Raw genomic sequence first — 26353 nt, 5'->3', positions numbered from 1 at the left:
CGCCGGGCCGCGGCTATTCGACCCGGATGTTCGCGCGGCGGATCACCGGCTCCCAGCGGGCGCTGTCCTCGGCGATGATGCGGGTGACGGCGGCGCCGTCGGCGAAGCTGGCCTCGATGCCGCGCGCGGCGAGGGCGGCGCGGCCCTCGGGCGTGTCCACCGCCTGGCGGCAGGCGGCTTCGAGCCTGGCGCGGATCGGCTCCGGCAGGCCGGCCGGGGCGAGCACGGCGCCCCAATTGTCCACCGCATAGCCGGGCAGGCCGGCGGCGGCGGCAACCGTGGGGATGCCGGGCATCAGCGGGCTGTCCTGGCCGGCGACGTTGCCCAAGGCACGGAGCTGGCCGCCCTTGATCAGCCCGTCCACCGCCGACAGCGGGGCGGAGACCAGCTCGACCTCGCCCGAGACGCAGGCGGTCACCGCCGGGCCGGTGCCGCGGTAGTGCACATGGGTCAGCCGGCCGCCGGACATCGAATCCATCAGCTCGGCGCTGACATGGGTGATGGTGCCGAGGCCGGGGGTGCCGTGGTTGAGCCGGCCGGGCTCGCGCCGGGTGATCTCGACGACCTCGCGCAGGTCTTTCGCCTGCAGCTTGGGGCCGCCGCAGATCAGCGTCGGCGCCAGGGCGACCTTGGCGACCGGCACCAGGTCCCTGGTCAGGTCGAAGGGCAGCTTGGCATAGACGAATTGGTTGACCACGACGGTGTTGAAGACGGTGACCAGCGTATAGCCGTCCGCCGGCGACTTCGCGACCGCGTCGGTGCCGATGTTGCCGCCGGCGCCGGAGCGGTTCTCCGGGATCATCGGCTGGCCCAGCGCCTCGCCGATCCGCTGGGCGAGCAGGCGGCCGAGGATGTCGCTGCCGCCGCCCGGCGGGAAGGGGATGACCATCTTCAGCGGGCGGTTGGGGAAGTCGCCTTGCGCAATGGCGGGGGCGGCGAGCGGAGCGGCGGCGAGCGCGAGGACCGCGCGGCGGGTGGGGTGGGTCATGGTGCCGCCTTGATGCCCGGCGGCGGGGGGCCGGGCAAGCCGGGGCGAACTCGGCCGGGGCATTTGGTTTGAGGCCGGATCGGGCCGGATGCCGGGAAAGCCGGGCGGAAGCTTGGGATTCGGGGCGCCGGGGTTTTGGAATTCCGGCCTTGAAGCGGTTTTACGCGGGGTGGGACGCGCGGTTTCGGACAAAGCCCCGGGGTGGCTCGGGCCCCGGGATGGGGCGGCCTGCGGCTTTCGGACGAAGCCGCAGGCGGCGGCATGCCGCGGCGGGCCCGGCTGGCGGGGGATGAGGGGGCGGATGCGGGTTTCAAAGAGCGCTGGATAATATTCCTACATACTGCGGGGCGGAAAGTCCAGGGAAATGGCCGCGGCGGGACGCTGCGCAGGCGGGCGGGGGGATGGCGGCCCGAACCGGCCAGCGCCGCCGGGGTGCCCGGGGCTTGCCGCGCTCCGGCACCCTGCCCGCAGCGGCACCAGGCGCGCCGCTCGCCCGGCGTTCAACGGCGCGGTGCGCGGGAAATCGACGCCGGCGGCGGGCAGCCCTGCCCCGGCAATCCGCCGGAGGGCACCGGTGGCCGTGCCGCCCTCGGTGCGGACCGGCGCCATCCCCCCCCTCCCGCCATCCGATGCCGAGGGCCGGATCCGGCGGAGGCGTCGGTATCTGCAACCATGACGTGTATTCTCGGGAGGGGCATCTGCCGTCGCCCCTGGCCTCGCGAGACCCGTGTCGCGGCCCCGGGGCCGTCTTCCCGCCCGCGGCCGGGCACAGTGCGCATGGTGACAGAAGCCATTACATTACAATGGCTTGTTCCGGATGGGGCAAGGCATGGCAGCACCATGGCGGCATTATTTATGGATAATCATCAATTCATGATTGTGGCCGCCAATCCGTTGCGGCGCGCGTCGAAAAGCGTGCTTCCGCGCTGCACCATTAAGATTCGGTCAGCAGACGGTTGTGAGAAGGGGCACTCGCTCGCGCTTCCTGCGAGCACTCCTGGCGGGGGCTACCATAGATGGGTGATTTCGCATCGGTCATCGGGTCCGGACCGATCGTCGGTCTCGATGACATACCGAACAATCTCAGCGCCTATTATCAGGTCGTGTCGGCCGGCATCGCGCTGGACCTGTCGGACCACACCGGCTCGAACATCATCGACGGCCATCTCAACCTGTTCGACCTCTCGGTCGTCTCGGGTTCGGGCAACGACTACATCTTCGGCGGCTACGCCGATGACACGCTCGCCGGCGGCGGCGGCACCGACACCGTCAACGGCTACATCGGCGACGACGTGATCAGCGGCGGCAGCGGCAACGACTGGCTCTCGGGCGGGCAGGGTTCGGACAGCGTCGCCGGCGACAAGGGCGACGACACGATCAACGGCGACCAGGGCGACGACACCCTCTCGGGCGGCGACGGCAACGACTGGATGGTCGGCGGCGCCGGCGATGACGTCATCTCCGGCGACAAGGGCGACGACACCATCTTCGCTGGCGCCGGCGACGACGTGGTGCGCGGCGGCGCGGGCAACGATTCGCTCAGCGGCGATGCCGGCAACGACACGCTCTTCGGCGACGCCGGCGACGACATCCTCGACGGCGGCGCCGGCGACGACCGGATGGATGGCGGCACCGGCGACGACTGGCTGGCGGGCGGCATCGGCGACGACCTGCTGCTCGGCCAGACCGGCGCCGACACGCTGATCGGCGGCGACGGTGGCGACCGGATGGCCGGCGGCAACGGCAGCGACACCTTCCTGTTCGACAGCGGCTTCGGCGATGACGTCATCGCCGATTTCACCAAGGCGGACCAGATCTGGCTGACCGCCAACATCAACGATTCGGGCATCAGCAATGCCCGGGACGTGGCGCAGTATGTCTCCGGCGACGCCAGCCACACCACGATCAAGATCGGCGACGACAGCATCCGGCTGGAGGGCGTCGGCAAGGACGACTTCCTGTCGCACCTGACCTCGTGGGTGAAGATCGTCTGACGGCCCGCCGCCGGGCGCGCCGCGCCCGGCCGCCCTGCGCAACACCCGCGCAGCATAAGGCGCGCGCCGGCGGTCCCGGGGGCAACCCCGGGCCTGCCGGCGCGCTCCGCCTGCCGGGCGCCATCCGCCGGCGCCGGGAGACCACCCGACCATGCGCCGCCGCATCTTCCTCGCCACGCTGGCCGCCCTGCCGCCGGCCCATGCCGAAACCCCGGCCGAACAAGCCTCCCGCGAATTGCAGCAGGGGATCCGCGAGGACCGCGCGGCCGAGGCCGCCGGGCCGGAGGCGCCGCGGCCGCCCAGCCCCAACCCGGCCACCCGGGCGATCGACGCCGACCGCCGCTCGATCGCGCCCAGTGTCGGCCGGCCGGAGGGCACCGCCGCCCCGATCACCGGCGGCGAGCGGGCCGCGACCGGCGGGGGCAGCAATCCGCAGCGATAGGAAGCCGGGCCGGGGAGGAAGCCTTCGCCTCCGGGCCCCGCATCGGCTTGCTCGCGGCGCGACCCGCCGTGTGGCGGGTCCCGATCCGGGAGAAGCCAGGCCGAGGGGCGACCGATGCCGGGGGCGGGCATGTCGTTCGGCCCCCGGCCCTGCCCCGGCTCCAGCGGCTTGTGTTCGCAAGCGAACGCGGCACCGCGGCCGCCCTGCGTTCCCGGAGCGCATTCACGCGACCCGGTGCTGACGCCCTCCGGCGTGGCTTTTCCAAGGGAATCTATCGCCCTGACGGGAACCGCGCGGCGGTTCCCGTCAGGGCGATCCTGCTCTAGCCCGCGCCACGCGCCTCCAGCACCGCGGCGATCGCCGCGCGCAGCGCGTCGGGGCCGATCGGCTTGGTCTCGAACCGGTCGATCCCGGCGGCGTAGCACTCCGCCGCCGCCTCCGGCGAGCCATGCGCGGTCAGCGCGATCACCGGGATGCGGCCGGCCGGGCCTGGCAGGGCGCGGATCGCCCGCGTCGCCGCCAGCCCGTCCATCACCGGCATCATCACGTCCATCACCACCAGGTCGAAGGGCGCGTCGGCGGACGCCTTGACCGCCGCCACCGCCTCCGCCCCGTTCGCCGCCGCCTCCACCGCATGGCCGAGCCGCTTGAGGTTGTGGGTGATCAACAGCCGGTTGGCGGCGATGTCCTCGGCCACCAGCACGCGCAGCGGCCTGCCCGCCGCGGCCGCCTCCGCCGGCGCGGCGCGGCGCAGCGGCAGCGTGCAGCGGAAGGTGCTGCCGGCGCCGGCCGCGCTCTCCACCGCGATGCTGCCGCCCATCCGGTCCAGCAGCATGCGGCAGATCGCCAGGCCCAGCCCCGCGCCGGCGAAGCGCCGCGCGGCGCCGCTGTCGCCCTGCACGAAGACATCGAACAGCCGCGCCTGCGCCTCCGGCGCGATGCCGATGCCGCTATCGGCCACCGCCAGCCCCAGCCGCACCATGCCTTCCTGCGTCTCGGGCAGCAGCGTCAGCGTCACCTCGATGCCGCCGGCATCGGTGAACTTCACCGCGTTGCCCAGCAGGTTCAGCAGCACCTGGCGCAGCCGCGCGGCATCGCCGACCAGCCGCGCCGGCACCGCCTCGGCCACCGCGAAGGCGAGCGTCAGGCCCTTCTCCTCGGCCTGGCGCCGCATCAGCTGCACCGCCGCGCCGAAGGTCTGGCGCGGGTCGAAGGGTGCCTCCTGCAGCGGCAGGTGGCCGCGCTCCAGCCGCGTGACGTCGAGGATGTCGTTGACCAGCGCCAGCAGATGGTCGCCCGCCTCGCGGATCAGCCGCAGGTGCTGCGCCTGCGCCTCCGGCAGTCCCTGGTCCAGCAGCAGGCCCGAGAGGCCGATCACCGCGTTCAGCGGGGTGCGCAGCTCGTGGCTCACCATGGCGAGGAATTCGGTGCGCGCGCGGGCATTCTGCTCGGCCGCCAACCGCGCCGTCTCCTGCGCCTGGGCCGCGGCGCGGCGTTCGGTCACGTCGGTGTAGGTCCGCACCGCCCTGCCATCCGCCAGCACCGTGCTGCGCACCTCGATCACCCGGCCGTTGCGCAGCGCGCGCTCGTAGGTCGGGATCACCGCCGGGCGTTCGGCCAGGGCCATGCGGGTGCCGTCGCCGATATCCGGGACCTGGGCCAGGTCGCCGCGGGCCACCTGGGCGTGGAACAGCGCCCGCACGTCGGTGCCGGGCCGGCCCAGCTCCTCCGGCAGTTCCAGCATCTCCAGCGCCCGGCGGGTCAGCACCACCACGCGGTTGTCGGCATCCACCATCAGCACGCCATGCGGCACGTTCTCGATCGTCGCGGCGAGCGCGGCTTCCGCCGCCACCGCCCGGTCGCGCGCCTCGGCGATGCTCTCGGCCGCCCGGCGCGGCGCGGTCAGGTCGGTATAGGTGCGGACATGGCTGCCATCCGCCAAATGTTCCGTGCGGATCTCCAGCACCGTCCCGTTCGGCCGCACCCGTTCATGGAGGTCGGGCGGCGCGCCGGGCGCGGCCGAAAGGCTGCCGTAGCGGGTCTCGGGCGGCGGCGCGTCGCCGAACTCGCCGGCCGCCGCCTGCCAGGCGATGATGTCGCGCAGCGGCCGCCCCGGCACCGCGAGCCCCGCCGGCAGGCCGAGCAATTCGATCGCCCTGGCATTCACCAGCGCGACGCGGCCGGCGGGGTCGACCATCAGGATGCCCTGGCCGATATGGCCGACCGCCGCCTCCAGCACCGCCCGCGCCTGGCCGGCGGCGCGGCGCTTCTGCGCCAGCATGGCGGAGACGGCGCCGACCAGCAGGCTCAGCGCGCCGCCGAACACCGCCTGGCGCCAGGCGCCGGCCCAGACCGGGGCCAGCACCGCCTCGGCCGGCAGGCCGACCGCGACCAGCATGTCCTGCCCGGCGACCCGGCGCAGCGTGGTGAAGCGGTCGACGCCGTCCACCACGCTCGCCATCCGCTGCGAGAGCTGCGGCGTCCCGGCAAGGATGGAGGCCGCCTGCGGCTGCGGCAATTGCCGGCCGACCACCTCCTCCGGGTTCGGCACCCAGGCGCGGACGATGCCGTCGAAGCCGACCAGCGAGATGACGCCCTGGCCGATGTCGAGGCTGAGGTAGAGCCGCGAGAAGCTCCAGGCATCCACCCCCAGCAGTACCACGCCGACCAGCACGCCGTCGCGCCGCAGCGGGCGGGAGAAGACCAGCAGGCTGCGGTCGACGCTGCGCGCCCGGATCGGCGCGCTGATATGCAGCCGGTCCTCCCCCGGCGCACCCAGGTGCGCCCGCATGTAGTCGCGCCCGGAGCGGTCGATGCCGTCATCCACCGGCCCCTTGGCGCCGATCCGGGCGACGCCGTCGAGGCCGACGACGAAGCCGGCGGGAATGTCGCCGGCGGGGTCGATGCCGCTCCAGGCGCCGAAGCGGAAGCCGTCCGGGTCGCGCTCATGCAGCGCCTGGGCGAAGCGCAGCCGGGCGTCGATCGCCTCGAACCGGCCGGCGATCTGCGCCTCGACGGTGCGGACCATGTTGGCGGTGTCGCGGAAGGCGCCGTCGCTCGCCCGCCGGTACTCGCCGCGGATGGACAGGGCGATCGCCCCCCAGGCCAGCAGCACCACCGCCGCGGCGACGCCGATCGCGCTGGCGGACAGCCCCCGGCGCCCGCCCGGCGCGGCGCTCACCATGCCGGCAGCGGCATGGCCGGGCCACGTCGGCGCGGCGGGCCGGGATGGCTCCGCTGAGCATGGCGGGTCGGCATGGGGCGCAAAAAAGCAAGGCGGGCGGCGGAGCGCAACCTGCAGGTGTGGGACGCCGCGGTCACGCTACCCACACCGGAACGGTCAGGGCCGCAGGGCGGCAAGCAGCGCCATGGCGCCGGCGGCCTCGCAGGGCTCGATCACCGGCAGGCCGGAGGCATCGGCCACCAGCGCGGCATGGCCGGCCAGGCCGGTGCAGCCGAGGATGATCGCCTCCGCTCCCCCGGCGGCGAGGCCGCGGGCGGTGGCGGCGATGCGGTCCCGCGGCGCCTCGGGGTCGCAGAGCACCTCCATTCCCAGGTCGAGCGGGGCCCAGGCCGCCAGCCGGGCCTCCAGCCCCATGGCCTGCAGGGCGCGGCGCTGCCGGGCCTGGCTGGCGGCGACGAAGCCGATGATGCCGAAGCGCTCGGCCCGGGTGACGGCGGCGGCGACGGCGCAGCGGAACATCCCCAGCACCGGACGGGTGGTGACGGCCCGCACCGCCTCGAGCCCCGGATCGGAGACGCAGGCGATGACATAGGCCGCCGCCGGCTCGCGCTCGACCATGCGGCAGAGCGGCTGGGCGACGCCATGCCAGTCCTCCCAGCTGGCGATGGCGGGCGGGCCTTCGGCCAAATGCGTCACCTCCAGCGCCAGGCCGGGCGGCAGGGGCAGCGGTGCCAGCGCCGCGGCGATGCCCCGGGTGCAGGCCAGGGATGCGTTCGGGTTGATGACCAGGATGCGGTTGCCCATGCGGCGAGGCTTGCCTTCCGGCCCAGGGCTGCGCAAGTCCTCGGGCCGATGCCATCTTGCAGGCAAGCCCGGCCAGGGAACGCCAGGCGGCACCACGGCGCTTGAAGCCGGTGGGGTCGCAGGCCGATATTGCGTCGCACCATGCGCCAGCCGGCGAGACGTCATCGTAACGGGGCCGGTGCCTCCGGCCAGGACAGGGCCGCGCCATCGGCCAGGAGAACGACAACCATGCGCTGGACCCCCGAGAGCGCCGCCCCGCCGCCGCCAGCCGGCACCCCCGCCGGGCCGGAGCTGGCCACGCCGCCGCTCTGGGTCGCCGCCCGGCGTGGCCTCGCCAACCGCTGCCCCTTCTGCGGCGAGGGCCGCGTCTTCGCCGGCTTCCTCACCGTGGTGCGGGAATGCAGCCATTGCCACGCGCCGCTCGGCCTGCTGCGGGCGGACGATGCGCCGCCCTACTTCACCATCTTCCTGGCCGGTCACATCCTGGTGCCCATCGTGCTCTGGGTGGAGAAGGCCTACGAGCCGCCGATGTGGCTGCACATGGTGGTCTGGTTGCCGCTGTTCGCGATCATCTGCACACTGCTGCTGCGCCCCATCAAGGGCGCCGTGGTGGGGTGGATGAGCACGCTGGGATTCGTCGCGCAGGAGCAGGAGGCGGAGGCCGAGCGGCAGGCCGCGGCGCGGGTCCCGGCCGTGGCGCGGGCCCCGCATGCCTGACCGGGCGCGGGCGGCCGTGACGGTGCCGGAGGACCCGGCGCTGCGGCGGCTGGAGAACATCGTGCTGCCGGATGCGACCGCACTGCTCTCGGCCTATGCCGAGGCGGACCGCCGCCAGGCGGTGGCCGACCTGCTGGGGGAGAACCGGTTCGACCCGACCGGGGTGCCGGGCGGGCCCTTCGCGCTGCACCTGTGTGTCCGCGACGGCAGGCTGGTCTTCGACATCCGCGACGCGCTGGACAGGCAGGTGCGGGCGGTGGCTCTCGCCCTCGGGCCGTTCCGCCGGCTGATCAAGGACTACCACATGATCGTGGCGAGCCACGAGCAGGTGGTGGCCGAGGGCGGCCACGAGGCGCGGATCCAGGCGATCGACATGGGCCGCCGCGGCCTGCACAACGAGGGGGCGGAGCTGCTGACCGCCCGGCTGGAAGGCCGCATCGGGCTGGACTTCGAGACGGCGCGGCGGCTCTTCACCCTGGTCTGCGCGCTGCACCAGCGGATCTGACGGGATTGCTCGAAACCAAGGCCGGGGCGGACCAGACGAAGCGGACTTAGTCCGGCGTGGTCCCCTGCGCAGCATCAGCATCCATGAGGCGAGGACGCATCTGTCGCGGCTGGTCGAGGAGGCCGCCGGGGGCGAGCCCTTCATCATCGCCTGAAGGTGGTGCCCTGCGACGCCTCCGAAGGCGTCGCCGGCAGGCGCATGGGATTCATGCGCGGCGAGGTCGGGATTCCCGACCGTTTCAACATGATGGGGCAGGACGGGATCGAGCGGATGTTCCACGGCGAGGAGGAGTGAGCTTCCTCCTGCCGGACACACGGTGGCTGATCCGGGCCGCGGCGGGTCCCGAATACGTGCCGGCGGATGCGCGCGCCCTGATCGCCGACCCGACCAACGCCCTGGCTTTCAGTGCCGCCTCGATCTGGGAGGTGGCGATCAGGACGGCACCCGGGAGGCCCGGCTTCCGCACCGATCCACGCCGGCTGCGGAGCGGCCTGCTGCGCGGCGGCTACCGCGAGCTTCCCGTCACCGCCGAGCGCGGCATCGCCGTCGCCCGGCTGCCGCCGGTCCACCGCGACCCCTTCGACCGCAGCCTGGTCGCCCAGGCCGGTGTCGAAGGCGCCATCCTGCTCACCGCCGACCGCACCGTCGCGCGCTGCCCGGGCCCGGTGCGCCTGGTCGCCGCCTGGTGCAGGCTGCGTCCGGCATCGCTCACGCGGCACGCACCAGGTTTCACCTGATCGCGGGATCCAGCGTTTTCGGCGCTTCCGCCTCAGCGCATCCAGCCTAGCGCCCCGCGGCAGCTGCCAACCCGGAAAGCCAGGCGCGGCGGTCCGGGGGAGAACAGCTTCTCCCCCGGCCTTGCTGCCTTACTGGACCGTCGTCACCGCCCGCCGGTTGCGCGCCCAGGCAGATTCAGTCGAGCCCAGCTCCTCCGGCCGTTCCTTGCCGTAGCTGACCGTCCGCAGCCGGGCGCCCGCCACGCCGTTGCCGACCAGCAGGTCGCGCGCCGCGTTCGCCCGGCGCTGGCCGAGCGCCAGGTTGTACTCGCGGGTGCCGCGCTCGTCGGCATGGCCTTCGACCACCGCCTGCACCTGGCGGTACTGCGCCAGCCATTGCGCCTGGCGTTGCAGGATCGGCCGCTGGTCGGCGCCGACGGCGGCGCTGTCGGTGACGAAGTAGACCCGGTCGCCGGCGGTCGCGGCCAGGTCCTCCTGGCTGCCGGGCTGGCCGGCGCCGGTCCGCAGGCCGCCGGCGGTGCCGCCCAGGGCGGAGCCCCCGGCGCCACCCGGATCGGCCGCGGCATTGCCGGTGGTGGCGGCGTCCTTGTCCGAGCAGGCGGCGGCGAGCAGGCCGAGCAGCAGGGCCGCGGCAGGGGCGATCTTCATGGCAATCCCTCGTTTCCGTATGGGTGGACCGCTGCAATCGGGCGCCCCGAATCGGCGGCGCCCAGGACCCATGGCTTGCGCCAGGGCAGCCCCGCGGTGCAAGCCGGAAGCCGGGACAACGGAGGAACGCCATGCTGTGCGTGCACCATCTGGGCAAGTCGCAGTCCGAACGCATCGTCTGGCTCTGCGAGGAGCTCGGGCTCGACTACGCGCTGAAGCATTATGTGCGGGACGCGGTGACCATGCTCTCGCCGCCGGAACTGAAGGCGCTGCACCCGATCGGCGCCGCCCCGGTGCTGACCGAGGACGGCATGGTGCTGGCGGAATCCGCCGCGATCATGGAGTACATCCTGGCAAGGCACGGCCAGGGCCGGCTGGCGCCCGCGCCGCAGGACGCGAATTTCGCCGACTACCTCTACTGGTTCCATTTCACCAACGGGACGCTGCAGCCGGCCTTCGGGCGGATGATGATCCTCAACCGGCTCAAGCCGCCGGCGGAGGATCCGGTGCGGCTGGCGATGCAGGGGCGGCTGGACCGGGCGCTCGGGCTGGTCGAGGCGCGGCTGGCCGCCGTGCCCTGGCTGGCCGGGGCGGAGTTCAGCGCGGCCGACATCATGGCGGTCTTCACCCTGACCACCATGCGCTACTTCCAGCCGGTGGACTACGCCCCCTACCCCGCCATCCGCGCCTATCTGCGGCGGGTCGCGGCGCGGGAAGGCTACCAGCGGGCGATGGCCAAGGGCGATCCGGGGATGAAGCTGCTGCTGGACTGAGCGCCCAGGCGCAGGGAAGGCTGGCACCCGCCGCGCGGCGCGTGCCGGACTCCCGAAGATGGAGGAGGGTCGGACGCGCTGCGTCCGACGGGAGGATACCGCCTCCCCGGCCTTGCCGTGTTGCCTTTCCGCCGCCGCCGTCGCATCTGACCCGGCATGAAGATCGACGGCACCCCGTATCGCAGCGTCTGGGTGGATGCGGATGGCTGGTCCGTCCGCATCCTCGACCAGACGAAGCTGCCCTGGCAGCTCGACATCCTCCGCCTCACCGATGCGGGCCAGGTGGCGCACGCCATCCGCTCGATGCAGGTGCGCGGCGCGCCGCTGATCGGCGCGGTCGCGGCCTATGGCGTGGCGCTGGCCCTGCGGGCCGATGCCTCGACCGCGGCGCTCGACCGCGCGGTGACGATGCTGGGCGAGACCCGGCCGACGGCGATCAACCTGCGCTGGGCGCTCGACCGCATGCGCGCCCGGCTGCACAACCTGCCCGCAGCCGACCGCGTGGCCGCCGCCTATGCCGAGGCGCAGGCCATCGCCGACGACGATGCCGAGACCTGCCGGCGGATCGGCGCGCACGGCCTGCCGCTGCTGCAAGAGATCCACGCCCGCAAGCCGGGCGAGGTGGTGAACGTGCTGACCCACTGCAATGCCGGCTGGCTGGCGACGGTGGATTACGGCACCGCGCTGTCGCCGATCTACCAGGCGCATGACGCCGGCATCCCCGTCCATGTCTGGGTGGACGAGACCCGGCCGCGCAACCAGGGTGCCGCGCTGACCGCCTTCGAGCTGGGCAAGCACGGGGTCCGCCACACCGTCATCGCCGACAATGCCGGCGGCCACCTGATGCAGCATGCCGAGGTGGACATCTGCATCGTCGGCACCGACCGCGTGACGCGGCAGGGCGACGTCGCCAACAAGATCGGCACCTACCTGAAGGCGCTGGCGGCGCGCGACAACGGCATCCCCTTCTGGGTGGCGACGCCGCATTCGACGATCGACTGGCGGGTCGGCGACGGCGTCGCCGAGATCCCGATCGAGGAACGCGCCGGGACGGAGGTCACCGACCTGACCGGCCGCACCGCGGACGGAAGGCTGGAGACGATCCGCGTCGCGGCCGAAGGCAGCCCCGCCGCGAACCCGGCCTTCGACGTGACGCCGGCCAGGCTGGTGACCGGGCTGATCACCGAGCGGGGGCGCTGCGAGGCCTCCGCCGCCGGGCTGCGCGGGCTGTACCCGGAAGCCGGCTGAGCCCCGGGCGACGGCGGCCGGCGCGGGCCAGTGGCGCCGCGCCGGCCGCCCGGATCAAGCGAAGAGGAAGTCGCCCGCGCCGAGCGCCGTATCGCCGAGCACGGACAGGGTATTCCCGGCCGGCGCCGCGCTGCCGAAGACGACGACGCTGCCGGCCTCGGTCACCTGGATCAGCGGCGCCAGGTCCGCGAAGCCGTGGATGCCGGCCGCGGCATAGGCCCGCAGGTCGATCAGGTCCTTGCCCGGCTCGAAGTCGTGGATGGTATTGGCCAGGCTGTCGGGCCGGATGACGAAGGTGTCGGCGCCGGTGGTGACGGCAGGGCCCTTGATCACCGCGGCATCGCCCCAGAAGTCGTTGATCGCGTTGCGGCCGCCGAGCAGCAGGTCGTCGCCCCCCGCCGCATGGCCCGACAGCGAATGGCCGTCGCCGTAGAGCCGGTTGACGGTACCCGGGAAGGCGCCGCCGCCGGCGACCCGGTCGTCGCCGCCCCGGGCATGGCCCGAGAGGTCGTAGGCATCGCCGAACAGGTCGTTCGCCGCCCCTATGCGGCTGCCCAGGCCGTTGCTGCCGAGGATGTCGTCGTCGCCGCCGCGGCTGGCGCCGGTCATCGACCCGGCATCGCCGAAGACGAAATTGAAGTTGCCGCCGGCGCGGAGGATGTCGTCGCCGCCCCGCGACCCGCCCTGCATCAGCCGGGCGTCGCCGAACAGCAGGGTGGTGCCGCCGTTGCCGCCGATCAGGTCGTCGCCGCCGGCCGCCCGGCCCTGCAGCACGTCGGCATCGCCGAAGACGCGCAGATGGACCGAGGCCGGACCGGTCTGGTTCTGCTGCAGGAAGTCGCCGAAGCCGACCGGCAGGGTCTGGCCGGCCGCCACCGTCCGGCCGCCGAGGGCGCCGTCCGTGTCGCCGTACTCGGTGTAGGAAAGCTGGCCGGGCGAGGGTTCGGGCCAAGGCAAGAGGGTCGCTGAAATCGATGTTCGCATGTCTGGTGTCGTCCTTTCCCGCCGTGCCGGGCCTCCGGCATCCAGGGCCGGAAGTCCCGACGGGCGGCGGCATCCTGCCGCCGGTGCCGGACAGGCCGGCGACACGGACGCGGGAGGTGACGCGCGAAGTGTGCGGTCGAGCACACAAGACATTCGACCTCCGGCGGTCCGGCCCCGCAAGGTCACGGAAACGACCGGATGGGCGGCGGGTCACGGCAACCGGGAGCGGGCAGACAGGCTTCTCAGCAGACCTGCGGAGAAGAAACCGATGGCCGTTACCACGCCTCCCGCCGACGCCAGGCTCGCGGCCGGCACGATAGGGCTGGGGCTCCTGCTCGCCCTCGGCGCCTCCCCGGCCCGGGCGCAGGACGCCGCCCGGATGGAGGCGATCGAGCGGCAGATCCGCTCGCTGCAGGGCGAGCTGGGCAAGATGCGCCGCGAGATGCAGGCGCGGGAGGCCGAAACCCGCGCGGCGAAGCAGGAGGCCACCCAGGCGCGCGCCGAGGCCCAGGCGGCCCAGCAATCGACCCAGCGCCGGCTCGACACCGCGCCGCCGCCGGCCCGGCTGACCGCGGCCGCCCCGGCCGACCAGGTGCGGATCGCCTTCGTCAATGCCCGGCCGACCATCACCTCCGGCGACGGCCGCTTCCAGGCCGCGCTCGGCGCCCAGGTGCAGTGGGATGTCGGCGGCGCGCTGCAGGGCGGCAACCGGCCGGCGGGGTCGGCGACGCTCGACAGCTTCGGCCAGAACCTGCGCCGCGGCCGGCTGTTCTTCAGCATGAAGTACGACGACTTCCAGCTGAACCTGACGCCGGATTTCGGCGGCTCCCCGGACGGCACGGCCTCGCTGTACGAGGCGAATTTCAACTGGAGCCCGGTCAAGCCGCTGACGCTCACGCTCGGCTACTTCAAGCCCTATTACGGGCTCGGCGATTCGATGAGCTCGAACGACTTCCTGTTCCTCGAGCGGCCCAGCATCGTCGAGGTGGCCCGCAACATCGCCGGCGGCGACGGCCGCGCCTCGGCCGGCGGCCGCTGGGCGGCCGAGCGCTGGTTCGCCGCCGGCTACCTGACCGGCGACAGCTACGGCACCAACAGCGGCACGCAGTCGACCACCGGGCAGACCGGCGGCGTGCTGCGGGTCGCCGGGCGGCCCTATGCGGACCCGGACACCGATGTGCATCTGGGCTTCACCGGCTCCGCCGCCTTCGACCTGCGGCGGAATGCCAGCGGCCAGACCCTGCAGCTGCGCGACCGGCCGGAATGGCGCATCGACCAGACCCGGCTGATCGACACCGGCGCCCTGCCGGCCGACAGCGCCCATAGCTGGGGGCCGGAGTTCGGCCTGCGCTGGCGGAATTTCATGCTGCAGGGCGAGTACACCCGGATCGGCGTGAGCCAGGCGCAGGCCGGCGCGGCGCCGCGGCCGGACCTGGAATTCGAGGGCGGCTACGTCGAGGGCAGCTGGGTCATCACCGGGGAGCCGCGGCGCTACAGCACCTCCTCGGCCGCCTTCGGCCGGCCCAGCCCGGCCAATCCCTTCACCCTGTCGGGCGGCGGCTGGGGCGCCTGGGAGGCGATGGCCCGCTACAGCGTCATCGACCTGAACGACAAGGTGACGCGCGGCCGGGCGCAGTCGGCCACGGGCGGCACCTATGGCGGCCGGCAGGAGGTGGTGGGGATGGGCCTGTCCTGGTACCCGAACACCCTGCTGCGCTTCATGCTGAACTGGGACATCGTCAACGTCGACCGGCTGAATGCCGCCGGCACCCAGCAGATCGGCCAGCGCTTCCACACCCTCGCGCTGCGCAGCCAGATGGCGTTCTGAGGGAAGGCCGCGGCGGGATGGGCATTCCCGTCCCGCCCCTGCCTGCCTCAGCCCGGCAGCGAAGCATGTGTCCGGGCGGCGGGCCCGCCCCGCTCCAGCAGCATCAGCCCGCCCACCAGCAGCACGCCGGCGCTGCAGGCGCCCCAGAAGGCCAGCATCGGCGGCACCCGGCCCGGCGCCAGCGCGTCGCTCAGCAGCAGCGCGACGAGCGCGGTGATCAGTATCATGGCGCTCCCGATCAGCGCGCAGGCAAGGCGTTGCATGGCGGGTATCCTCTGGCAGCCCGGGCGAAGCGTCCGGCCCACCCCTTGAACACCGGCGGCTTGGCGCGAAGGGGCCGGCGGTGGGGCGATTCTGTGGCACGTGCAGCCGTGCCGGGTTGCGCAACCCTTGGGCATCAGCCGCCGCCGCCGCCCAACCCGCAGCCAATCCGTGGGACAGGACGCCGGAAGCCGCCCCCCGGCCCGATTGCGCCCGTGCATCGGATGCGGGAGGCTGCCGCCGCCAATCGCCACCGCCGGAGCCTTGACCCCATGCGCCTGCTGCTCGCCGCCCTCACGCTGTCCGCCGGCCTCGCCGCCTCGGCCGGGGCGCAGACCGTCACCGTGGGGGCCGCCGGGTCCGGCCAGCCGCCGCTGCGCTGCGGCGTCGACGGCACCTTCGCGCCGCACGCCTTCCCCACCATGGGCGGCGGCGTGCAGGGCTTCCAGATCGACCTGTTCGACGCGATCGGCAAGAAGATGGGCCGCCCGGTCGAGATCACCTCGGCCAGCTTCTCCGGCCTGATCCCGGCGCTGAATGCCGGGCGCTACGACTTCCTCTGCGCGCCGACCACGGTGACGCCGGAGCGCGCCGCGAACCTGCTGTTCACCGAAGGCTATCTCTGGACCGAGCTGCAATTCGGCATCAAGCGCGGCACCCCGCCGATCAAGTCGGAGGAGGACCTGCGCGGCAAGGCGATCAGCGTGAACAAGGGCACGCCCTACGAGCAATGGGTGACCCGCAATGCCGAACGGCTGAACCTGACGCTGCTCGCCTTCGACAGCCAGGCGGATGCGGCGCAGGCGGTCATCCAGGGCCGCGCCTTCGCCAACCTGTCGGGCAACACGGTCATCAAGTATTCGGCGACCCGCACGCCGCAATACGTCGCCGACTTCGCGCTGCCCGGTACCCGCTTCCATTGGGCGACGCCCTTCCGGCAGGACAGCGCCGCGGCGCGCAACGCGCTGGAGCAGGTGATCGAGTGCCTGAAGAAGGACGGCACCATCGCCGGCCTGTCGAAGAAGTGGTTCGGCGCCGAGCCCAAGCCGGACGATGCCGAGCGGGTGGTGTTCCCCGGTTTCGGCCCGCCCGGCCTGCCCGGCTACGACGAGACGCCGAACACCGCCGCCTGCTCGTGACGGCATCCGATGAGCGGAGCGTCGCAGGACGCGAAGGCCTGAACCGGCCGCCGCTCCGCCCGATCGTCGAGGCGCGCGGCATCCACAAGCATTTCGGCAAGCTCCACGTGCTGCGCGGGGTGGACCTGGTTGTGGCCGAACGGGAGCTGGTCTTCGTCATCGGCCCGTCCGGGTCGGGCAAGTCCACCCTGCTGCGCTGCCTGAACCGGCTGGAGGAACCCACCTCCGGCATCATCACGGTGGACGGCATCGACATGCTGGACCGCCGGACCGACATCAACGCCGCGCGGCAGCGGATCGGGATGGTCTTCCAGTCCTTCAACCTCTACCCGCACATGACGGCGCTGGGGAACGTGGCGCTCGCCTTGCGCAAGGTGCAGGGCAAGTCGAAGGCGGAAGCCGCCGAGCGGGCCCAGGCCGCCCTGGCGCGGGTCGACCTCGCCGACCGGGCCGACCACTACCCCGGCCAGCTATCGGGCGGCCAGCAGCAGCGCGTCGCCATCGCCCGGGCCATCGCGCTCGAGCCCCGCGTCATGCTGTTCGACGAGCCGACCAGCGCGCTCGACCCCGAACTGGTCGGCGGCGTGCTGCAGGCGATGCGGGAGCTGCGCAAGGAAGGCATGACCATGGTGGTGGTCAGCCACGAGATGACCTTCGCCAGGGCGGCCGCCGACCGGGTGGTGTTCATGGCCGACGGGCTGATCGTGGAACAGGGCAGGCCGGCCGAGATCTTCGGCAACCCGCAGCACGAACGGACGCGGGCCTTCATCGGCCAGATCGAGCGGCACTGATGCGGGCGTTAGGTCGCCGGGCTGTCGCAGCTTTGCGGCGCCCGGGTGAAGGCGATCCAGGTATTGCCGGCGCGCAGGCACCCCAGCTCCCACTTCCCCTCGAAGACCTTGCCGTCGATGCGGAGCCGCCCCTGGCCATGCGGGCCGCTGAGGAACCAGCCGCCCTCATAGACCAGGTCGGCGGCGGGGACCGAGAAGCGGCCGCCGACGAAGCGGTCGTCCCGGTACTCGCCCTCCTCCTGCACCCGCAGCTCGCCGCCGTCGTAGTGCGACAGGCGGCCGACGCCCTCGGCCTTGCCGCGGCGGAGCGGGCCCTCGTAGATCATCTGCTTCTCCCGCCCCGCCTCGCGCCAGGTGGTGACGGCGCGGCCCTCGCCTTCCGCCGGGCCGTTCGGGCAGGGGCCGGTCCAGGTGCCGGTCAGGGCCTCCGTGTTCGCGCCCAGGCCGCCGACCCAGAGCCAGCAGCCGCCGGCGCCATCGGCGACGTAGCCGTCGCGGCCGCCGGGGACGGCGCGCTCGGCCTCGGGCGGCGGCGGCGCGGCGGCGCCCAGCAGCACGGTGAGCAGGGCGAGGACGGGACGGGAGGCTGGCGGCATAGGGCGACGATCCTTCGGCGGTCGGTCCCGATCTGCACCCGGCGGCCACCCGCCCGCAAGCACGGCGTAACGAGCCAAGGGGGGGCGAAGGCGGCATGAGCAACTGGGACCGCTTCCTCAACTCCTTCTTCAACGCCCGGGTTGCCTGGGACTACCTGCCGAAGATCGCCGACGGCTTCGTGCTGACGGTGGTGCTGGCGCTCTGCGTCATCGCCACCGGCCTGGCCTCGGGGCTGGTGCTGGCGGTGATCCGCGCCCTCGGCATCCGGCCGCTGAACTGGCTGATCATCTTCGTGGTCGACCTGTTTCGGGCGCTGCCGCCGCTGGTGATCATCGCGCTGCTGTATTTCGGCCTGCCGGCGGCGGGGCTGTCGCTGTCCGGCTTCGCCGCCACCTGGCTGTCGCTGTCCTGGGTGCTGATGGCGTTCTCGGAGGAGATCTTCTGGGCCGGCATCACCGCCACGCCCAAGGGGCAGTGGGAGGCGGCGCGCTCCACCGGGCTGTCGTTCCTCCGGACCCTCGGCTGGGTGGTGCTGCCGCAGGCGGTGCGGATGGTGATCCCGCCGCTGACCAACCGCACCATCGCCATCACCAAGGGGACGGCGCTGGGCTCGGTGGTAGCGGTGTCCGAGATCCTCGGCGCGGCGCAGGCCGGGGTGTCCTTCTCCTTCAACCCGACGCCGCTGACCCTGGGTGCGGCGGCCTACGTCGTGCTGTTCGTCCCGGTGGTCATCCTCGGCCGCTGGATCGAGACGCGCTTCGCGTGGAAGAGGTGACGCGGGCATGACTTTCGACGACTTCCTGCTCGCCTTCTTCTCGCTCGAGATCCTCGAGCAGGCCTGGCCGATCCTCTGGCAGGGCTTCCGGATGACGCTGCTGCTCTCGGCCATCGTCATCCCGCTCGGCCTCGGCGGCGGCATCGTCCTGGCGCTGCTGTCGACCGTTCGCCACCCGCTGGTGCGCTGGCCGCTGATGGCCTGGGTCGACCTGTTCCGCGCCCTGCCGCCCCTGGTGCTGCTGATCTTCATCTATGCCGGCCTGCCCTTCGCCGGCTTCGAGGTCTCGGCCATCGGCGCGGTCGCCATCGGCTTCTTCCTCAACACCGGCGCCTACTACGGGGAGATCCTGCGGGCCGGGATCGAGAGCGTGCCGCGCGGCCAGCAGGAGGCCGCGCGCTCCACCGGCCTGACCCGCTGGCAGACCATGGCCTATGTCGTGCTGCCGCAGGCGGTGAGGAACGTGCTGCCGGACCTGATCAGCAACACGCTGGAAGTGGTGAAGCTGACCTCCATCGCCAGCGTCGTCGCCCTGCCGGAACTGCTGTTCCAGGCCCGCCAGGCGCAGAGCGTGACCTACAACGCGACGCCGATCATGGCCGCCGCGGTGATCTACTTCGTGCTGCTCTGGCCGGTGGTGCGGCTGTTGAGCCGGCTGGAGAACCGCCAGCTCGCCGGCGGGCGGTAAGGCAGGCCCGGGGAGGGAAAGCTGTTCCCTCCCCGGACCCCACCCTTCCTTTCGGTGGGCCTGGCATCGGCCGCGCGGCGGTTGCGGGGCTTGGGCGCCTCCACCCCGCGCGCGGCCAGCAGGGCGCGGCCCTCGGCCGAGACCAGCCAGCGGATGGCGCGCGCCGCAGCATCCGGCGGCGCGGCGCCCGCCATCGGCACCGCCGTATGGACCAGCGGGCGCTGCGGCGCGCCGGGCATGCGGATACCGGGCGCCGTCGCCAGCAGCGTCATGGTCCCCGCGGCCCGCCAGCACCGGGGCGAGGATCGCCATCGGCGCGGCGCGGGCGAGGCGCGGCCGCACCGTCCCGGCGATGCCCAGGCGTTCCGGCGCCGCGCCGAAGACCTGGCCGGAGGCGGCGCCGTCGCACACCAGGCTGCCGGCGCCGAGCCGCACGGCCCGGAGCGCCGCGGGCGTCGAGACATCGCGCGCCGGCCCGTCCGGCCGGTTGCCGAGCCCCACCCCGACCCGGCCCACCAGCGGCCCCTCGGCCGCCGCGACCCTGCCCAGCCGCGCCAGCACCGCCATGAGATCCGGCTGGACGATCACCGGGTCGGCCGCCTCCCCGGCCTCGCTCCGCGCCTGCACCACGGGCGAGGGATCGCAGGAAAGCTCCAGCGCCAGCCCGGTCGCCGCCCGCAGCGGCGCCGCCAGCGCGGCCAGCGCCGGCTGCGGCGGGATGGCGGCCAGCACCCGCAGCGTCACGCGCGGTATTCGGCCGGGATGGGCAGGTTGTTGGCCGGGTTGGTGTCGTGCCGCGACAGCCGCGCGATGACGCCGCCGACCAGCGGCCGCAGGGCGGCTTCCAGGGCATCCGCCACCGGCCCGGCATAGACCTCCTGCCCGCCGATGCGCAGCGCGAAGGCCTGGGCGTGCTTGCGGCGCCTGGCGGGGTCGGCCAGCGTGGCCGCGGTCCAGCGATAGAGCGGGTCGTCCGGCGCGGCCGTGGCCAGATAGGCCTCGAAGGCGGCGAGCTGGCTGACCATGGTGGCGTCATGCGCCGCCAGGATGGCGGCGAGGGCCGGCGGCACCGGCGCCTCGGCAAGCGCCTCGGGCAGATAGAGCCGGAGCTGGTGGTGCCAATCCTCGGGCATGGCAGGGGGTCCTTTGCGCTGGGCCCAAGCCTGGAGGCCGCGCGGCGGCGGCGCAACCGGGGATCGGCGGGACCGGACGGAGCGGGCGCGGCACGGTGCGCTGCGGCTTCGCCGGGGCCTGCGCGCCGACCGGCGGCGCCCGGCCTGGCCGCGGATGCGTCACATTTCCTAGATAAGTCGCCACCGATGGGTTGAATGATACTCATAGTATTGCGCTCCCAAAGCAAAGGATGCACATTTCCTTAACATATCCACGGATTGACACGCATGCTCGGCTCCGGCGAGCTCCTGTACATCGCGATGCGGGTGGTGCTGGTCGGGCTCTGGCTCATGGCCGCGCTGGCCACCGCGCGCTTCTCCCGCCGGCTCGAGGCCCGGCCGCGGCGGCTTGCGCTCTGCGGTACCGTGCTGCTGGCGCTGCCGGCGGCGATGTCGGGCTACGACATCTGGGACAATGCCATCGCCCGGCCGCAGGACGCGGTGGGCCCCGGCAGCTGGATCTGGCTGATCTTCGACGGCCTGGCGCCGATCTTCTGCCTGCTGCTGCTGCGCACGCTGGATGAGCGCAACGCGGCGCAGGAGGCGCTGCGGACCCTGGCCTCCACCGACCCGCTGACCGGGCTGGCCAACCGCCGCGGCTTCTTCGCCCAGGTCATCGGCCCGCTGGCCGCGGCGCGGCGGCAGGGCCAGGCGGTGTCGCTGCTGCTGCTCGACCTCGACCGCTTCAAGGCGATCAACGACGCCTGCGGCCACCCGGCGGGGGACGAGGTGCTGCGCCATGCCGCCGCGGTGCTGCGCGGGGTGCTGCGCGCCAGCGACCTGCCGGTGCGCTGGGGCGGCGAGGAATTCGCCGTCCTCCTGCCCTTCACCACCCCGGCCGAGGCCGCCAGCCTGGCCGAGCGGCTGCGCGCCGCGCTGCGCGCCAAGGTGCCGCACCCGGCCGGCGGCGATGCCGTGGTCACCGCCAGCTTCGGCGTGGCCCCGATCGGCGGCGACGGGGCGGAGGCCGCGCTGGCCCAGGCGATCCGCGATGCCGACCGGGCGTTGTACCGCGCCAAGGCCGGCGGCCGCGACCGGGTGGTGGTCGACCTGGGCGAGCCGGACCCGCTGATCGTGCCGGGCCTCGCCTGGGTCGACCCCAACTGGCGGGCGCCGGCCTACCGCACGACGTAGACGTCGTAGGTCGGGCCGGCCGGCGGGCGCTGGCCGACGCCGACCGCCAGCACCCGGTTCAGCCAGGCCAGCTCGGGGTCGGAGGTCTCGAAGCGGATGGCGATGCGGAAGTAGTAGTCGGCCGGGTCCGCCGCCTCGCCGCGGCCGAGCCGGGCCAGCACCTCGGGCGGGCCGTGCCGCACGCCGCTGTACTGCATGAAGACGTGCTGGCCGCGGTCGGTCCGCAGCACCAGGCGGACATCCATGTGCGCGGTCCCGTCCGCCTCCAGCCTTAGCCAGTCGGCGGTGGTGCCGGGGACCAGCTCGCCGCGCAGGACGGGGCCCTCGAAGCTGCCGCCGGTGACCGGGATGACCCGCAGCTCCTGGCCGCCGGAGCTCGCCGACATCTGCGGCGTGCCGGCGTGCAGGACCATGCGGAACAGGAATTCGGTGTTCAGCGGCAGCGGGGTGGTGGCCATGTCTCTCTCCCTTCGATGGTTCAGCGTTGCCGCCAGGGCAGACCATCGGCCTTCCAGCCGGCGACCTTGCCGCGATGCCCCTCGGCATCCACCGGTCCCTCGAAGCCGTCGGCGACGTTGAAGGCCTGGCCGAAGCCCTCCGCCTGCGCCGCCATCCCGGCCGATAGGCTGCGGGCGCCGGACCGGCAGATGAAGAACAAACGGTTCCGCGGCGTCAGCCCGGCGCGGCGCAGGTGGTCGCCGAAGGCGGCGTTGACCTGCATCGAGGGGTAGACCTGCCAGGGGATCAGCACCGGCTGCTTCCCGACCTCCGCCAGGTCGGGCAGGCCGACGAAATTCCACTCGGCATCGGTGCGGACGTCGATCAGCACGGCATCCGGGTCGGCGCGCAGCGCCTCCCAGGTCTCGGCGGGGGTGATGTCGGGCACGGACGGCATGGCGGGGCGGGCTCCTGCGCGGGGGCGGGAGCATGGAACGACCGGCGCGGGGCGTCCATCCGGGCGGGTTTTACGTTTCTTGAAGCCGCGGACATGCGGCTTTCGGACAAAGGGGGATCCCCATGCGGCAAGACCCGGGAAGGGCGCCGGTCGCGGCAGTGCCGCGCCCCCTGGACCCGCCCGCCAAAGGCCGAAAGGCGCTTGGGACTCCATGGTCACGGGGGAGCCCAGCGGCGGTGCCAGGGCTTGCCGGCGAAGTGGCGGTGCAGGCGGAGCCAGCCGCGCAGCTCGGCGACCGGCAGCTTCAGGGGGCAGGCGCGGTGGGCCAGCATCACCCCGAGCATCGAGCGGCGCACCTGCTCGCAGAAATGCGGCCGGGTGAGGTAGACCGGCAGCACCGGCATCGCGGTCAGCAACCCGACCTTCTCCGCCATGACAGCGGCATCCATGCCGAGGATGCGCATCGCCCGGCGCGCGGCGCGGCAGATGAAGTACTCGACCCCGCGCAGCGCCGGCGAGGCCTCGCGGTCGGAACAGGCGCCGACCAGGCGCATCCAGAGCCCCATATGCGCCAGGCGGCGGAAATGCCGGCTGACGGTGTCGGGCTTGCCATACTCCGCCGGCAGGGAGCGCCAGGGCAGGCCGGAGACGGCGACGCGGAACATGCCGTCGATCCGCTGCCTGGCATCCCGCAGCGGCCGCCCCTCCGCCATCACGACCACCTTGAGATGCGGCAGGATCTCGGCCCATTCGGCATCCGTCAGCGGTGCCCAGACGCGCTTCGGGGTATAGCGGCGGTGGGAGGGGAACTGCGCCCGGAGGTGGGCGCGGGCTGCGTCGGGGGACATCGGCGGGACTCCGTTGCCAGCAGAACGACAGAGCAAGATAGAGGATTATTTTCCTTTTCGCAAGCCGGATCGTTGTCCTGCCGGGGGCCGCGCTTCCCGCGGCGGCTGCCGCAACCGGTCGAGCGATCCCGGGATGGCCTCGCGGCTTGGGGAGCCTCCGAGGGTCGCCGGTGGCCAGCAGGCCTCGTCCCGGTGGCGGCGCCTCGGCGGTCCGGCCGACCGGTGCCCAGGGCGCCACCACGGGCAGGCCATGCGCCGCCCCCTTGCAACGCGGGCCGCCAGCGGGCCGTGGCGGATCGCGGCCAGGCCGGGCGCGCGGCCCGCGCCGGTGGTCAGCGCGGCGCCCCGGCGCCTCGCCCGCCGGCCTTCGCCTGCCGCAGGTGCCGGCGCCAGCCCTTCGATTTCCGCGGCGCGGGCTTCGGCGCCGCGGCTTCCGCTTCGGGCGACAGGCGTTCCAGCGCCTTGCGGGTGGCACGGGCCACCCGGGCGACGGATTTACCGAGGGCGGCATTCACGAGTTCGGAGAGAGCCACGGTGTCAAGAATCCTTGCCTGGCCGAGGGGCGCCTGCCACCCGGCCGGCCGACAACGCGGCACCGCCGCGGGCGGTGGCAGCGGCGGTGCCGCCCGTTCCGCCGGCGCCCCCTTGCCGCCCCCCGCACCAGGCGTCCGGTGGCCCTTCGGCCCTTGCCGGGTTGAGCTGCAACGGCGACCAGGCGGGCGGCGCGGCTCCGGGCCGGGGGTGCCGGGGCGCCGCCGACCAACCACGCCGCCCGTTGCCGCACGCCCCCTCGCGGCCCCATATGCACGCCCCCGCTGCCAGGACATCCCGCCATGCCGCAATCCGACAACGAGGCCGGCGCCATCGCCGCCCAGGCCGCGGCGCTGGCCGAGGAGCTGGCGCCCGAGCTCGATGCCGTGCTGCTGACCCATTTCCCCGATGCCGACACGCTCGACACGCTGCGCCCCGGCGGGCCGGACCTGGCCACCACCCGCGCGGTGAACCGCGCGGTGGCCGAGGCGCTGGCCGCCCAGGGGGTGGAGATCTTCGCCCAGGCCGCCGATCGCGGCGCCTTCCGCCGCTGGCTGGCCGACCGCCGCGACACGCCGGAGGTCCGCCGCGCCTGGGTGGACCGCGGCCGCGTCCTCAGCGGCGCGGCGGCGCACACGCTGCTCGGCATCGCCCCGCCGGCGCCACCGCCCGCGCCGGCGAAATTCCCCCAGGCGCCGGGGCCGGTGGCCGACCGGCTGCTGGCCCTGCTGGATGCCGACGACGGCGCCGCGGTGGACGAGCTGACCCAGGCGCTGCTGACCGCCGGGCGCGGCGACATCCTCGACCTGGCGATCCGCAAGATCGGTCAGCGCTACGGCGAGGATGCGTCCGAGGAACTGGAGGCCGACCTGCTGGCGGCCGCCGAGGGCGCCCGGATGGGTCCCTCCGGCTGGGCCGAGCTGGTGGCGCTGCCGGTGGCGCTGCCGCCCGATTCGATGCCCGACGCCGCGGCGATGGGCGAGAGCCTGGTCCAGGCCGGCCTGCTGGCGGAGACGCTGGAGGTCCGCTTCCTGCCCGGCTGGCGGTCACCGGAGGCGCTGGAAGCGCTCTCCCCCGTCGCGCTGCGCCGGGTGCTGCTGGACCTGCTGGCGGGGCAGGAGCCGCGCGACCTGCCGCCGGGCGACACCGACGACCTCCGCCGGCGCGGCTTCGGCCTGCTGCTCGGCCTGCAGATCGACTGGGCGATCCCAAGCTGGGAGACCATCACCGCCGACGGCCCGCCGGAGCAGCCGGAGGAGGACGAGGAGGGCACGCCGACGCCCGAGCAGGCGCGCCGGGCGGCGCTGTTCGACGGCTGGCGCGGCGCGGTCTTCGAGGCGAGCGGCGGCGGCGTCCCGCTGGCGCTGGTCCCGGCCTCCGAGGTCGGGGCCGAGATCGCCGAGTTTCTCGAGGAGGCCGGCGGGCATGTCGGCGGGCTGGAGGAAATCCGCGAATTCGTCGCCATGGCGCGGAACGAGGCCGGCGGCGAGGACGTGGTCTGCCGGCCGGAGGTGATCGGCGACTCGCTGGAATTGGCGCTCTATGCCGAGAGCGGCCGCTTCCTCGACAGCCTGACCCTGCCCGCCAAGCGCCTGCCCGCCCGGGCCGAGGAGATGCCGCGGCTGATCGAGGGGTTCGTGCGGGTGGTGCGGGACGCGCCCGGACGCTGATCGCGGGACGCGCCCGGACGCTGATCGCGGGATGCGCCCGGACGTTGATCGCGGGACGCGCCCGGACGTTGATCGCGGGACGCGCCGGGCCGGCGGTCAGCGGCGGAGGGCGGCCAGCACGAAGCCCACCACCCGGTCGGCGGCCACCAGGGTGGTGGTCACGTCCGGCCGCGACCAGGCGCGGCGGCCGCTGCCGGCGGGGTCCGCCAGCCGAGTGATCCCGCCCGGCAGCACCAGGTTGTAGGCATCCCAGCCATAGCTCGCCCCGGCGAGGACGCTGTGGCGGACCGCCGCCGGCACCGGGAAGGCGGCGGCCAGGCGACCGCAGGCGGCCGGGTCGTTGGCCGGGTCCGCATCGCCATGCAGCAGCAGCACCGGTCCCGTGGCCTGCGCGGCGGCGGCGGCCAGGGTGGCGTCGCAGCCGGGATAGAGCAGCGCCAGCGGCGCCTGGCCCGCCGCCTCCCGGCCGAGCAGGGCGGCGCGTGCCCCCTCCCCCAGCCCGAGCAGCGCGACCCGGCCGGGGTCGATCCGCGGATCGGCGGCGAGCGCGGCCAGCGCCAGGCGCAGCCGGACGGCGGCCGGCGGCAGCGGGGTGTCCTCGCCCAGGCCGCCGGCGAAGTCGGGTTCCAGCAGGGCCAGGCCGTTCTCCAGCAGGCGCTGGCCATAGACCGCGCCGCGTGGCCCCATCCCGTCCGCATCCGGCAGCAGCACCACCGCCCCGAGCGGCCGGCCGGCGGCGCCGGGCGGCAGGGTCAGGGTGGCGGCGGCGCCGGTCCCGAGCCGGACCAGCTCGGTCCGGGTGTCGAGGCCGGGCATGCGTTCCTGTGCCGGGACCGCCGCGGCGGATACCAGCACGGCGAGGCAGGCGAGGGTCAGGCGGCTGGCGATCGTTTGCGGCATCGGTCCGGCTCCGGATCGCTTGATCCTGCGATGCAGCCTGTCGTAACCAAAGCTGGATTGACTGTGCCGCGCCGCACAATGCCGTGCGGACCGGCGTCGC

General features: G+C 73.7%; 28 protein-coding genes and 1 pseudogene. 14 read left to right on the top strand and 15 right to left on the bottom strand.

Translation table 11 applies throughout. The annotated features are described in order from the left end of the window. Positions 1-13: 13 nt before the first annotated feature. Positions 14-988 carry a Bug family tripartite tricarboxylate transporter substrate binding protein gene (locus ACFQS7_RS20660; RefSeq protein ID WP_380069021.1) on the bottom strand — a complete coding sequence of 325 codons (975 nt, stop codon included), beginning with the start codon at positions 986-988 and terminating at the stop codon, positions 14-16. 1103 nt (positions 989-2091) lie between these two features. Between ACFQS7_RS20660 and ACFQS7_RS20655 the strand changes: the two genes are divergently transcribed. Both ACFQS7_RS20655 and ACFQS7_RS20650 read left to right on the top strand, forming a co-directional pair. Continuing rightward, the gene (locus tag ACFQS7_RS20655) at positions 2092-2982 is read left to right on the top strand and encodes a calcium-binding protein (RefSeq protein ID WP_380069020.1); all 891 of its coding nucleotides are present in this window, start codon (positions 2092-2094) and stop codon (positions 2980-2982) included. Positions 2983-3133: 151 nt separating this feature from the next. Continuing rightward, a complete protein-coding gene (locus tag ACFQS7_RS20650; RefSeq protein ID WP_380069019.1) occupies positions 3134-3424 on the top strand; it encodes a hypothetical protein in 291 nt (96 codons plus the stop codon). 322 nt (positions 3425-3746) lie between these two features. Here the strand turns inward: ACFQS7_RS20650 and ACFQS7_RS20645 are convergent, their stop codons facing one another. Continuing rightward, positions 3747-6608 carry a PAS-domain containing protein gene (locus ACFQS7_RS20645; RefSeq protein ID WP_380069018.1) on the bottom strand — a complete coding sequence of 954 codons (2862 nt, stop codon included), beginning with the start codon at positions 6606-6608 and terminating at the stop codon, positions 3747-3749. A 156-nt stretch (positions 6609-6764) separates the two neighbouring features. Further along, the gene (locus ACFQS7_RS20640; RefSeq protein WP_380069017.1) at positions 6765-7412 is read right to left on the bottom strand and encodes an aspartate/glutamate racemase family protein; all 648 of its coding nucleotides are present in this window, start codon (positions 7410-7412) and stop codon (positions 6765-6767) included. 228 nt (positions 7413-7640) lie between these two features. On the opposite strand from ACFQS7_RS20640, the gene ACFQS7_RS20635 reads away from it, so the two are divergent. From ACFQS7_RS20635 to ACFQS7_RS20625, 3 genes are all read left to right on the top strand, one after another. Then, a complete protein-coding gene (locus tag ACFQS7_RS20635) occupies positions 7641-8129 on the top strand; it encodes a DUF983 domain-containing protein (protein WP_380069016.1) in 489 nt (162 codons plus the stop codon). Next, entirely contained in the window at positions 8122-8634 is a 513-nt protein-coding gene (locus ACFQS7_RS20630) for a UPF0262 family protein (RefSeq protein WP_380069015.1), read from the top strand. The genes ACFQS7_RS20635 and ACFQS7_RS20630 overlap by 8 nt, the downstream gene beginning before the upstream one ends. Positions 8635-8924: 290 nt before the next feature. Next, complete coding sequence (locus ACFQS7_RS20625) at positions 8925-9371, top strand: type II toxin-antitoxin system VapC family toxin (RefSeq protein WP_380069014.1); 447 nt, start codon at positions 8925-8927, stop codon at positions 9369-9371. Positions 9372-9500: 129 nt separating this feature from the next. On the opposite strand, the gene pal is transcribed toward ACFQS7_RS20625, so the two are convergent. Next, positions 9501-10019 carry a peptidoglycan-associated lipoprotein Pal gene (pal, locus tag ACFQS7_RS20620; protein WP_380069013.1) on the bottom strand — a complete coding sequence of 173 codons (519 nt, stop codon included), beginning with the start codon at positions 10017-10019 and terminating at the stop codon, positions 9501-9503. Positions 10020-10150: 131 nt separating this feature from the next. Between pal and ACFQS7_RS20615 the strand changes: the two genes are divergently transcribed. Together ACFQS7_RS20615 and mtnA are read left to right on the top strand one after the other, a co-directional pair. Further along, positions 10151-10792 carry a glutathione S-transferase family protein gene (locus tag ACFQS7_RS20615; protein ID WP_380069012.1) on the top strand — a complete coding sequence of 214 codons (642 nt, stop codon included), beginning with the start codon at positions 10151-10153 and terminating at the stop codon, positions 10790-10792. Positions 10793-10948: 156 nt separating this feature from the next. After that, positions 10949-12040: an S-methyl-5-thioribose-1-phosphate isomerase gene (mtnA, locus tag ACFQS7_RS20610; protein WP_380069011.1), complete on the top strand. Its 1092-nt coding sequence runs from the start codon at positions 10949-10951 to the stop codon at positions 12038-12040. 54 nt (positions 12041-12094) lie between these two features. On the opposite strand, the gene ACFQS7_RS20605 is transcribed toward mtnA, so the two are convergent. After that, complete coding sequence (locus ACFQS7_RS20605) at positions 12095-12997, bottom strand: hypothetical protein (RefSeq protein WP_380069010.1); 903 nt, start codon at positions 12995-12997, stop codon at positions 12095-12097. Between the two features lie 295 nt (positions 12998-13292). On the opposite strand from ACFQS7_RS20605, the gene ACFQS7_RS20600 reads away from it, so the two are divergent. Continuing rightward, positions 13293-14852 carry a porin gene (locus ACFQS7_RS20600; protein WP_380069009.1) on the top strand — a complete coding sequence of 520 codons (1560 nt, stop codon included), beginning with the start codon at positions 13293-13295 and terminating at the stop codon, positions 14850-14852. 47 nt (positions 14853-14899) lie between these two features. On the opposite strand, the gene ACFQS7_RS20595 is transcribed toward ACFQS7_RS20600, so the two are convergent. Continuing rightward, positions 14900-15115 (bottom strand): hypothetical protein, encoded by a 216-nt coding sequence (locus ACFQS7_RS20595; protein ID WP_380069008.1) that lies wholly within the window; start codon positions 15113-15115, stop codon positions 14900-14902. A 270-nt stretch (positions 15116-15385) separates the two neighbouring features. On the opposite strand from ACFQS7_RS20595, the gene ACFQS7_RS20590 reads away from it, so the two are divergent. After that, positions 15386-16252, top strand: coding sequence for a transporter substrate-binding domain-containing protein (locus ACFQS7_RS20590; RefSeq protein ID WP_380069007.1), 867 nt, complete (start codon positions 15386-15388; stop codon positions 16250-16252). A gap of 38 nt (positions 16253-16290) precedes the next feature. Next, entirely contained in the window at positions 16291-17043 is a 753-nt protein-coding gene (locus tag ACFQS7_RS20585; RefSeq protein WP_380069185.1) for an amino acid ABC transporter ATP-binding protein, read from the top strand. A gap of 8 nt (positions 17044-17051) precedes the next feature. Here the strand turns inward: ACFQS7_RS20585 and ACFQS7_RS20580 are convergent, their stop codons facing one another. Then, on the bottom strand, positions 17052-17639 hold the full coding sequence (locus ACFQS7_RS20580) for a hypothetical protein (protein WP_380069006.1): 588 nt from the start codon (positions 17637-17639) through the stop codon (positions 17052-17054). Positions 17640-17734: 95 nt separating this feature from the next. Here ACFQS7_RS20580 and ACFQS7_RS20575 point away from each other — a divergent pair, with 95 nt between their 5' ends. Further along, on the top strand, positions 17735-18415 hold the full coding sequence (locus ACFQS7_RS20575) for an amino acid ABC transporter permease (protein ID WP_380069005.1): 681 nt from the start codon (positions 17735-17737) through the stop codon (positions 18413-18415). A gap of 7 nt (positions 18416-18422) precedes the next feature. Beyond that, the gene (locus ACFQS7_RS20570; protein WP_380069004.1) at positions 18423-19103 is read left to right on the top strand and encodes an amino acid ABC transporter permease; all 681 of its coding nucleotides are present in this window, start codon (positions 18423-18425) and stop codon (positions 19101-19103) included. Here the strand turns inward: ACFQS7_RS20570 and ACFQS7_RS20565 are convergent. The 3 genes and pseudogenes from ACFQS7_RS20565 to ACFQS7_RS20555 all read right to left on the bottom strand — a co-directional run bounded on the left by ACFQS7_RS20565 (position 19028) and on the right by ACFQS7_RS20555 (position 20236). Next, a complete protein-coding gene (locus tag ACFQS7_RS20565; protein ID WP_380069003.1) occupies positions 19028-19375 on the bottom strand; it encodes a hypothetical protein in 348 nt (115 codons plus the stop codon). The genes ACFQS7_RS20570 and ACFQS7_RS20565 overlap by 76 nt on opposite strands. 52 nt (positions 19376-19427) lie before the next feature. Then, a pseudogene (locus ACFQS7_RS20560) lies at positions 19428-19835 on the bottom strand (substrate-binding domain-containing protein); the annotation flags it as partial. A gap of 8 nt (positions 19836-19843) precedes the next feature. Then, positions 19844-20236 (bottom strand): hypothetical protein, encoded by a 393-nt coding sequence (locus tag ACFQS7_RS20555; RefSeq protein ID WP_380069002.1) that lies wholly within the window; start codon positions 20234-20236, stop codon positions 19844-19846. Positions 20237-20503: 267 nt separating this feature from the next. On the opposite strand from ACFQS7_RS20555, the gene ACFQS7_RS20550 reads away from it, so the two are divergent. Beyond that, positions 20504-21409, top strand: a complete 906-nt coding sequence (locus ACFQS7_RS20550) for a GGDEF domain-containing protein (protein ID WP_380069184.1) — start codon at positions 20504-20506, stop codon at positions 21407-21409. Here ACFQS7_RS20550 and ACFQS7_RS20545 read toward each other — a convergent pair. The 4 genes from ACFQS7_RS20545 to ACFQS7_RS20530 all read right to left on the bottom strand — a co-directional run bounded on the left by ACFQS7_RS20545 (position 21394) and on the right by ACFQS7_RS20530 (position 23685). Further along, positions 21394-21867 carry a DUF3237 domain-containing protein gene (locus tag ACFQS7_RS20545; protein WP_380069001.1) on the bottom strand — a complete coding sequence of 158 codons (474 nt, stop codon included), beginning with the start codon at positions 21865-21867 and terminating at the stop codon, positions 21394-21396. The genes ACFQS7_RS20550 and ACFQS7_RS20545 overlap by 16 nt on opposite strands. 20 nt (positions 21868-21887) lie before the next feature. Beyond that, positions 21888-22304 carry a rhodanese-like domain-containing protein gene (locus tag ACFQS7_RS20540; protein ID WP_380069000.1) on the bottom strand — a complete coding sequence of 139 codons (417 nt, stop codon included), beginning with the start codon at positions 22302-22304 and terminating at the stop codon, positions 21888-21890. Between the two features lie 215 nt (positions 22305-22519). After that, complete coding sequence (locus tag ACFQS7_RS20535) at positions 22520-23152, bottom strand: transposase (RefSeq protein ID WP_380068999.1); 633 nt, start codon at positions 23150-23152, stop codon at positions 22520-22522. 332 nt (positions 23153-23484) lie between these two features. Continuing rightward, a complete protein-coding gene (locus ACFQS7_RS20530; protein ID WP_380068998.1) occupies positions 23485-23685 on the bottom strand; it encodes a hypothetical protein in 201 nt (66 codons plus the stop codon). Between the two features lie 300 nt (positions 23686-23985). On the opposite strand from ACFQS7_RS20530, the gene ACFQS7_RS20525 reads away from it, so the two are divergent. Continuing rightward, positions 23986-25353: a hypothetical protein gene (locus ACFQS7_RS20525; protein ID WP_380068997.1), complete on the top strand. Its 1368-nt coding sequence runs from the start codon at positions 23986-23988 to the stop codon at positions 25351-25353. 96 nt (positions 25354-25449) lie between these two features. Here ACFQS7_RS20525 and ACFQS7_RS20520 read toward each other — a convergent pair whose 3' ends face one another. Next, positions 25450-26253: a hypothetical protein gene (locus ACFQS7_RS20520; RefSeq protein ID WP_380068996.1), complete on the bottom strand. Its 804-nt coding sequence runs from the start codon at positions 26251-26253 to the stop codon at positions 25450-25452. Positions 26254-26353 lie beyond the last annotated feature (100 nt).

Origin of the sequence: Dankookia sp. GCM10030260, from assembly GCF_042666655.1 — a bacterium.
Lineage (GTDB): Bacteria > Pseudomonadota > Alphaproteobacteria > Acetobacterales > Acetobacteraceae > Paracraurococcus.
This window is presented reverse-complemented; position numbering and strand designations above follow the sequence as displayed.

What these genes read in the sequence shown, in the direction of transcription:
- ACFQS7_RS20540 (WP_380069000.1), bottom strand. Translation starts at nt 22,304, where the DNA reads ATGCCGTCCGTGCCCGACATCACCCCCGCCGAGACCTGGGAGGCGCTG.
- ACFQS7_RS20545 (WP_380069001.1), bottom strand. Translation starts at nt 21,867, where the DNA reads ATGGCCACCACCCCGCTGCCGCTGAACACCGAATTCCTGTTCCGCATG.
- ACFQS7_RS20660 (WP_380069021.1), bottom strand. Translation starts at nt 988, where the DNA reads ATGACCCACCCCACCCGCCGCGCGGTCCTCGCGCTCGCCGCCGCTCCG.
- ACFQS7_RS20535 (WP_380068999.1), bottom strand. Translation starts at nt 23,152, where the DNA reads ATGTCCCCCGACGCAGCCCGCGCCCACCTCCGGGCGCAGTTCCCCTCC.
- ACFQS7_RS20595 (WP_380069008.1), bottom strand. Translation starts at nt 15,115, where the DNA reads ATGCAACGCCTTGCCTGCGCGCTGATCGGGAGCGCCATGATACTGATC.
- ACFQS7_RS20615 (WP_380069012.1), top strand. Translation starts at nt 10,151, where the DNA reads ATGCTGTGCGTGCACCATCTGGGCAAGTCGCAGTCCGAACGCATCGTC.
- ACFQS7_RS20645 (WP_380069018.1), bottom strand. Translation starts at nt 6,608, where the DNA reads ATGGTGAGCGCCGCGCCGGGCGGGCGCCGGGGGCTGTCCGCCAGCGCG.
- ACFQS7_RS20565 (WP_380069003.1), bottom strand. Translation starts at nt 19,375, where the DNA reads ATGACGCTGCTGGCGACGGCGCCCGGTATCCGCATGCCCGGCGCGCCG.
- ACFQS7_RS20600 (WP_380069009.1), top strand. Translation starts at nt 13,293, where the DNA reads ATGGCCGTTACCACGCCTCCCGCCGACGCCAGGCTCGCGGCCGGCACG.
- ACFQS7_RS20630 (WP_380069015.1), top strand. Translation starts at nt 8,122, where the DNA reads ATGCCTGACCGGGCGCGGGCGGCCGTGACGGTGCCGGAGGACCCGGCG.
- ACFQS7_RS20650 (WP_380069019.1), top strand. Translation starts at nt 3,134, where the DNA reads ATGCGCCGCCGCATCTTCCTCGCCACGCTGGCCGCCCTGCCGCCGGCC.
- pal (WP_380069013.1), bottom strand. Translation starts at nt 10,019, where the DNA reads ATGAAGATCGCCCCTGCCGCGGCCCTGCTGCTCGGCCTGCTCGCCGCC.
- ACFQS7_RS20635 (WP_380069016.1), top strand. Translation starts at nt 7,641, where the DNA reads ATGCGCTGGACCCCCGAGAGCGCCGCCCCGCCGCCGCCAGCCGGCACC.
- ACFQS7_RS20580 (WP_380069006.1), bottom strand. Translation starts at nt 17,639, where the DNA reads ATGCCGCCAGCCTCCCGTCCCGTCCTCGCCCTGCTCACCGTGCTGCTG.
- ACFQS7_RS20590 (WP_380069007.1), top strand. Translation starts at nt 15,386, where the DNA reads ATGCGCCTGCTGCTCGCCGCCCTCACGCTGTCCGCCGGCCTCGCCGCC.
- ACFQS7_RS20525 (WP_380068997.1), top strand. Translation starts at nt 23,986, where the DNA reads ATGCCGCAATCCGACAACGAGGCCGGCGCCATCGCCGCCCAGGCCGCG.
- ACFQS7_RS20520 (WP_380068996.1), bottom strand. Translation starts at nt 26,253, where the DNA reads ATGCCGCAAACGATCGCCAGCCGCCTGACCCTCGCCTGCCTCGCCGTG.
- ACFQS7_RS20640 (WP_380069017.1), bottom strand. Translation starts at nt 7,412, where the DNA reads ATGGGCAACCGCATCCTGGTCATCAACCCGAACGCATCCCTGGCCTGC.
- ACFQS7_RS20555 (WP_380069002.1), bottom strand. Translation starts at nt 20,236, where the DNA reads ATGCCCGAGGATTGGCACCACCAGCTCCGGCTCTATCTGCCCGAGGCG.
- ACFQS7_RS20550 (WP_380069184.1), top strand. Translation starts at nt 20,504, where the DNA reads ATGCTCGGCTCCGGCGAGCTCCTGTACATCGCGATGCGGGTGGTGCTG.
- ACFQS7_RS20575 (WP_380069005.1), top strand. Translation starts at nt 17,735, where the DNA reads ATGAGCAACTGGGACCGCTTCCTCAACTCCTTCTTCAACGCCCGGGTT.
- ACFQS7_RS20570 (WP_380069004.1), top strand. Translation starts at nt 18,423, where the DNA reads ATGACTTTCGACGACTTCCTGCTCGCCTTCTTCTCGCTCGAGATCCTC.
- mtnA (WP_380069011.1), top strand. Translation starts at nt 10,949, where the DNA reads ATGAAGATCGACGGCACCCCGTATCGCAGCGTCTGGGTGGATGCGGAT.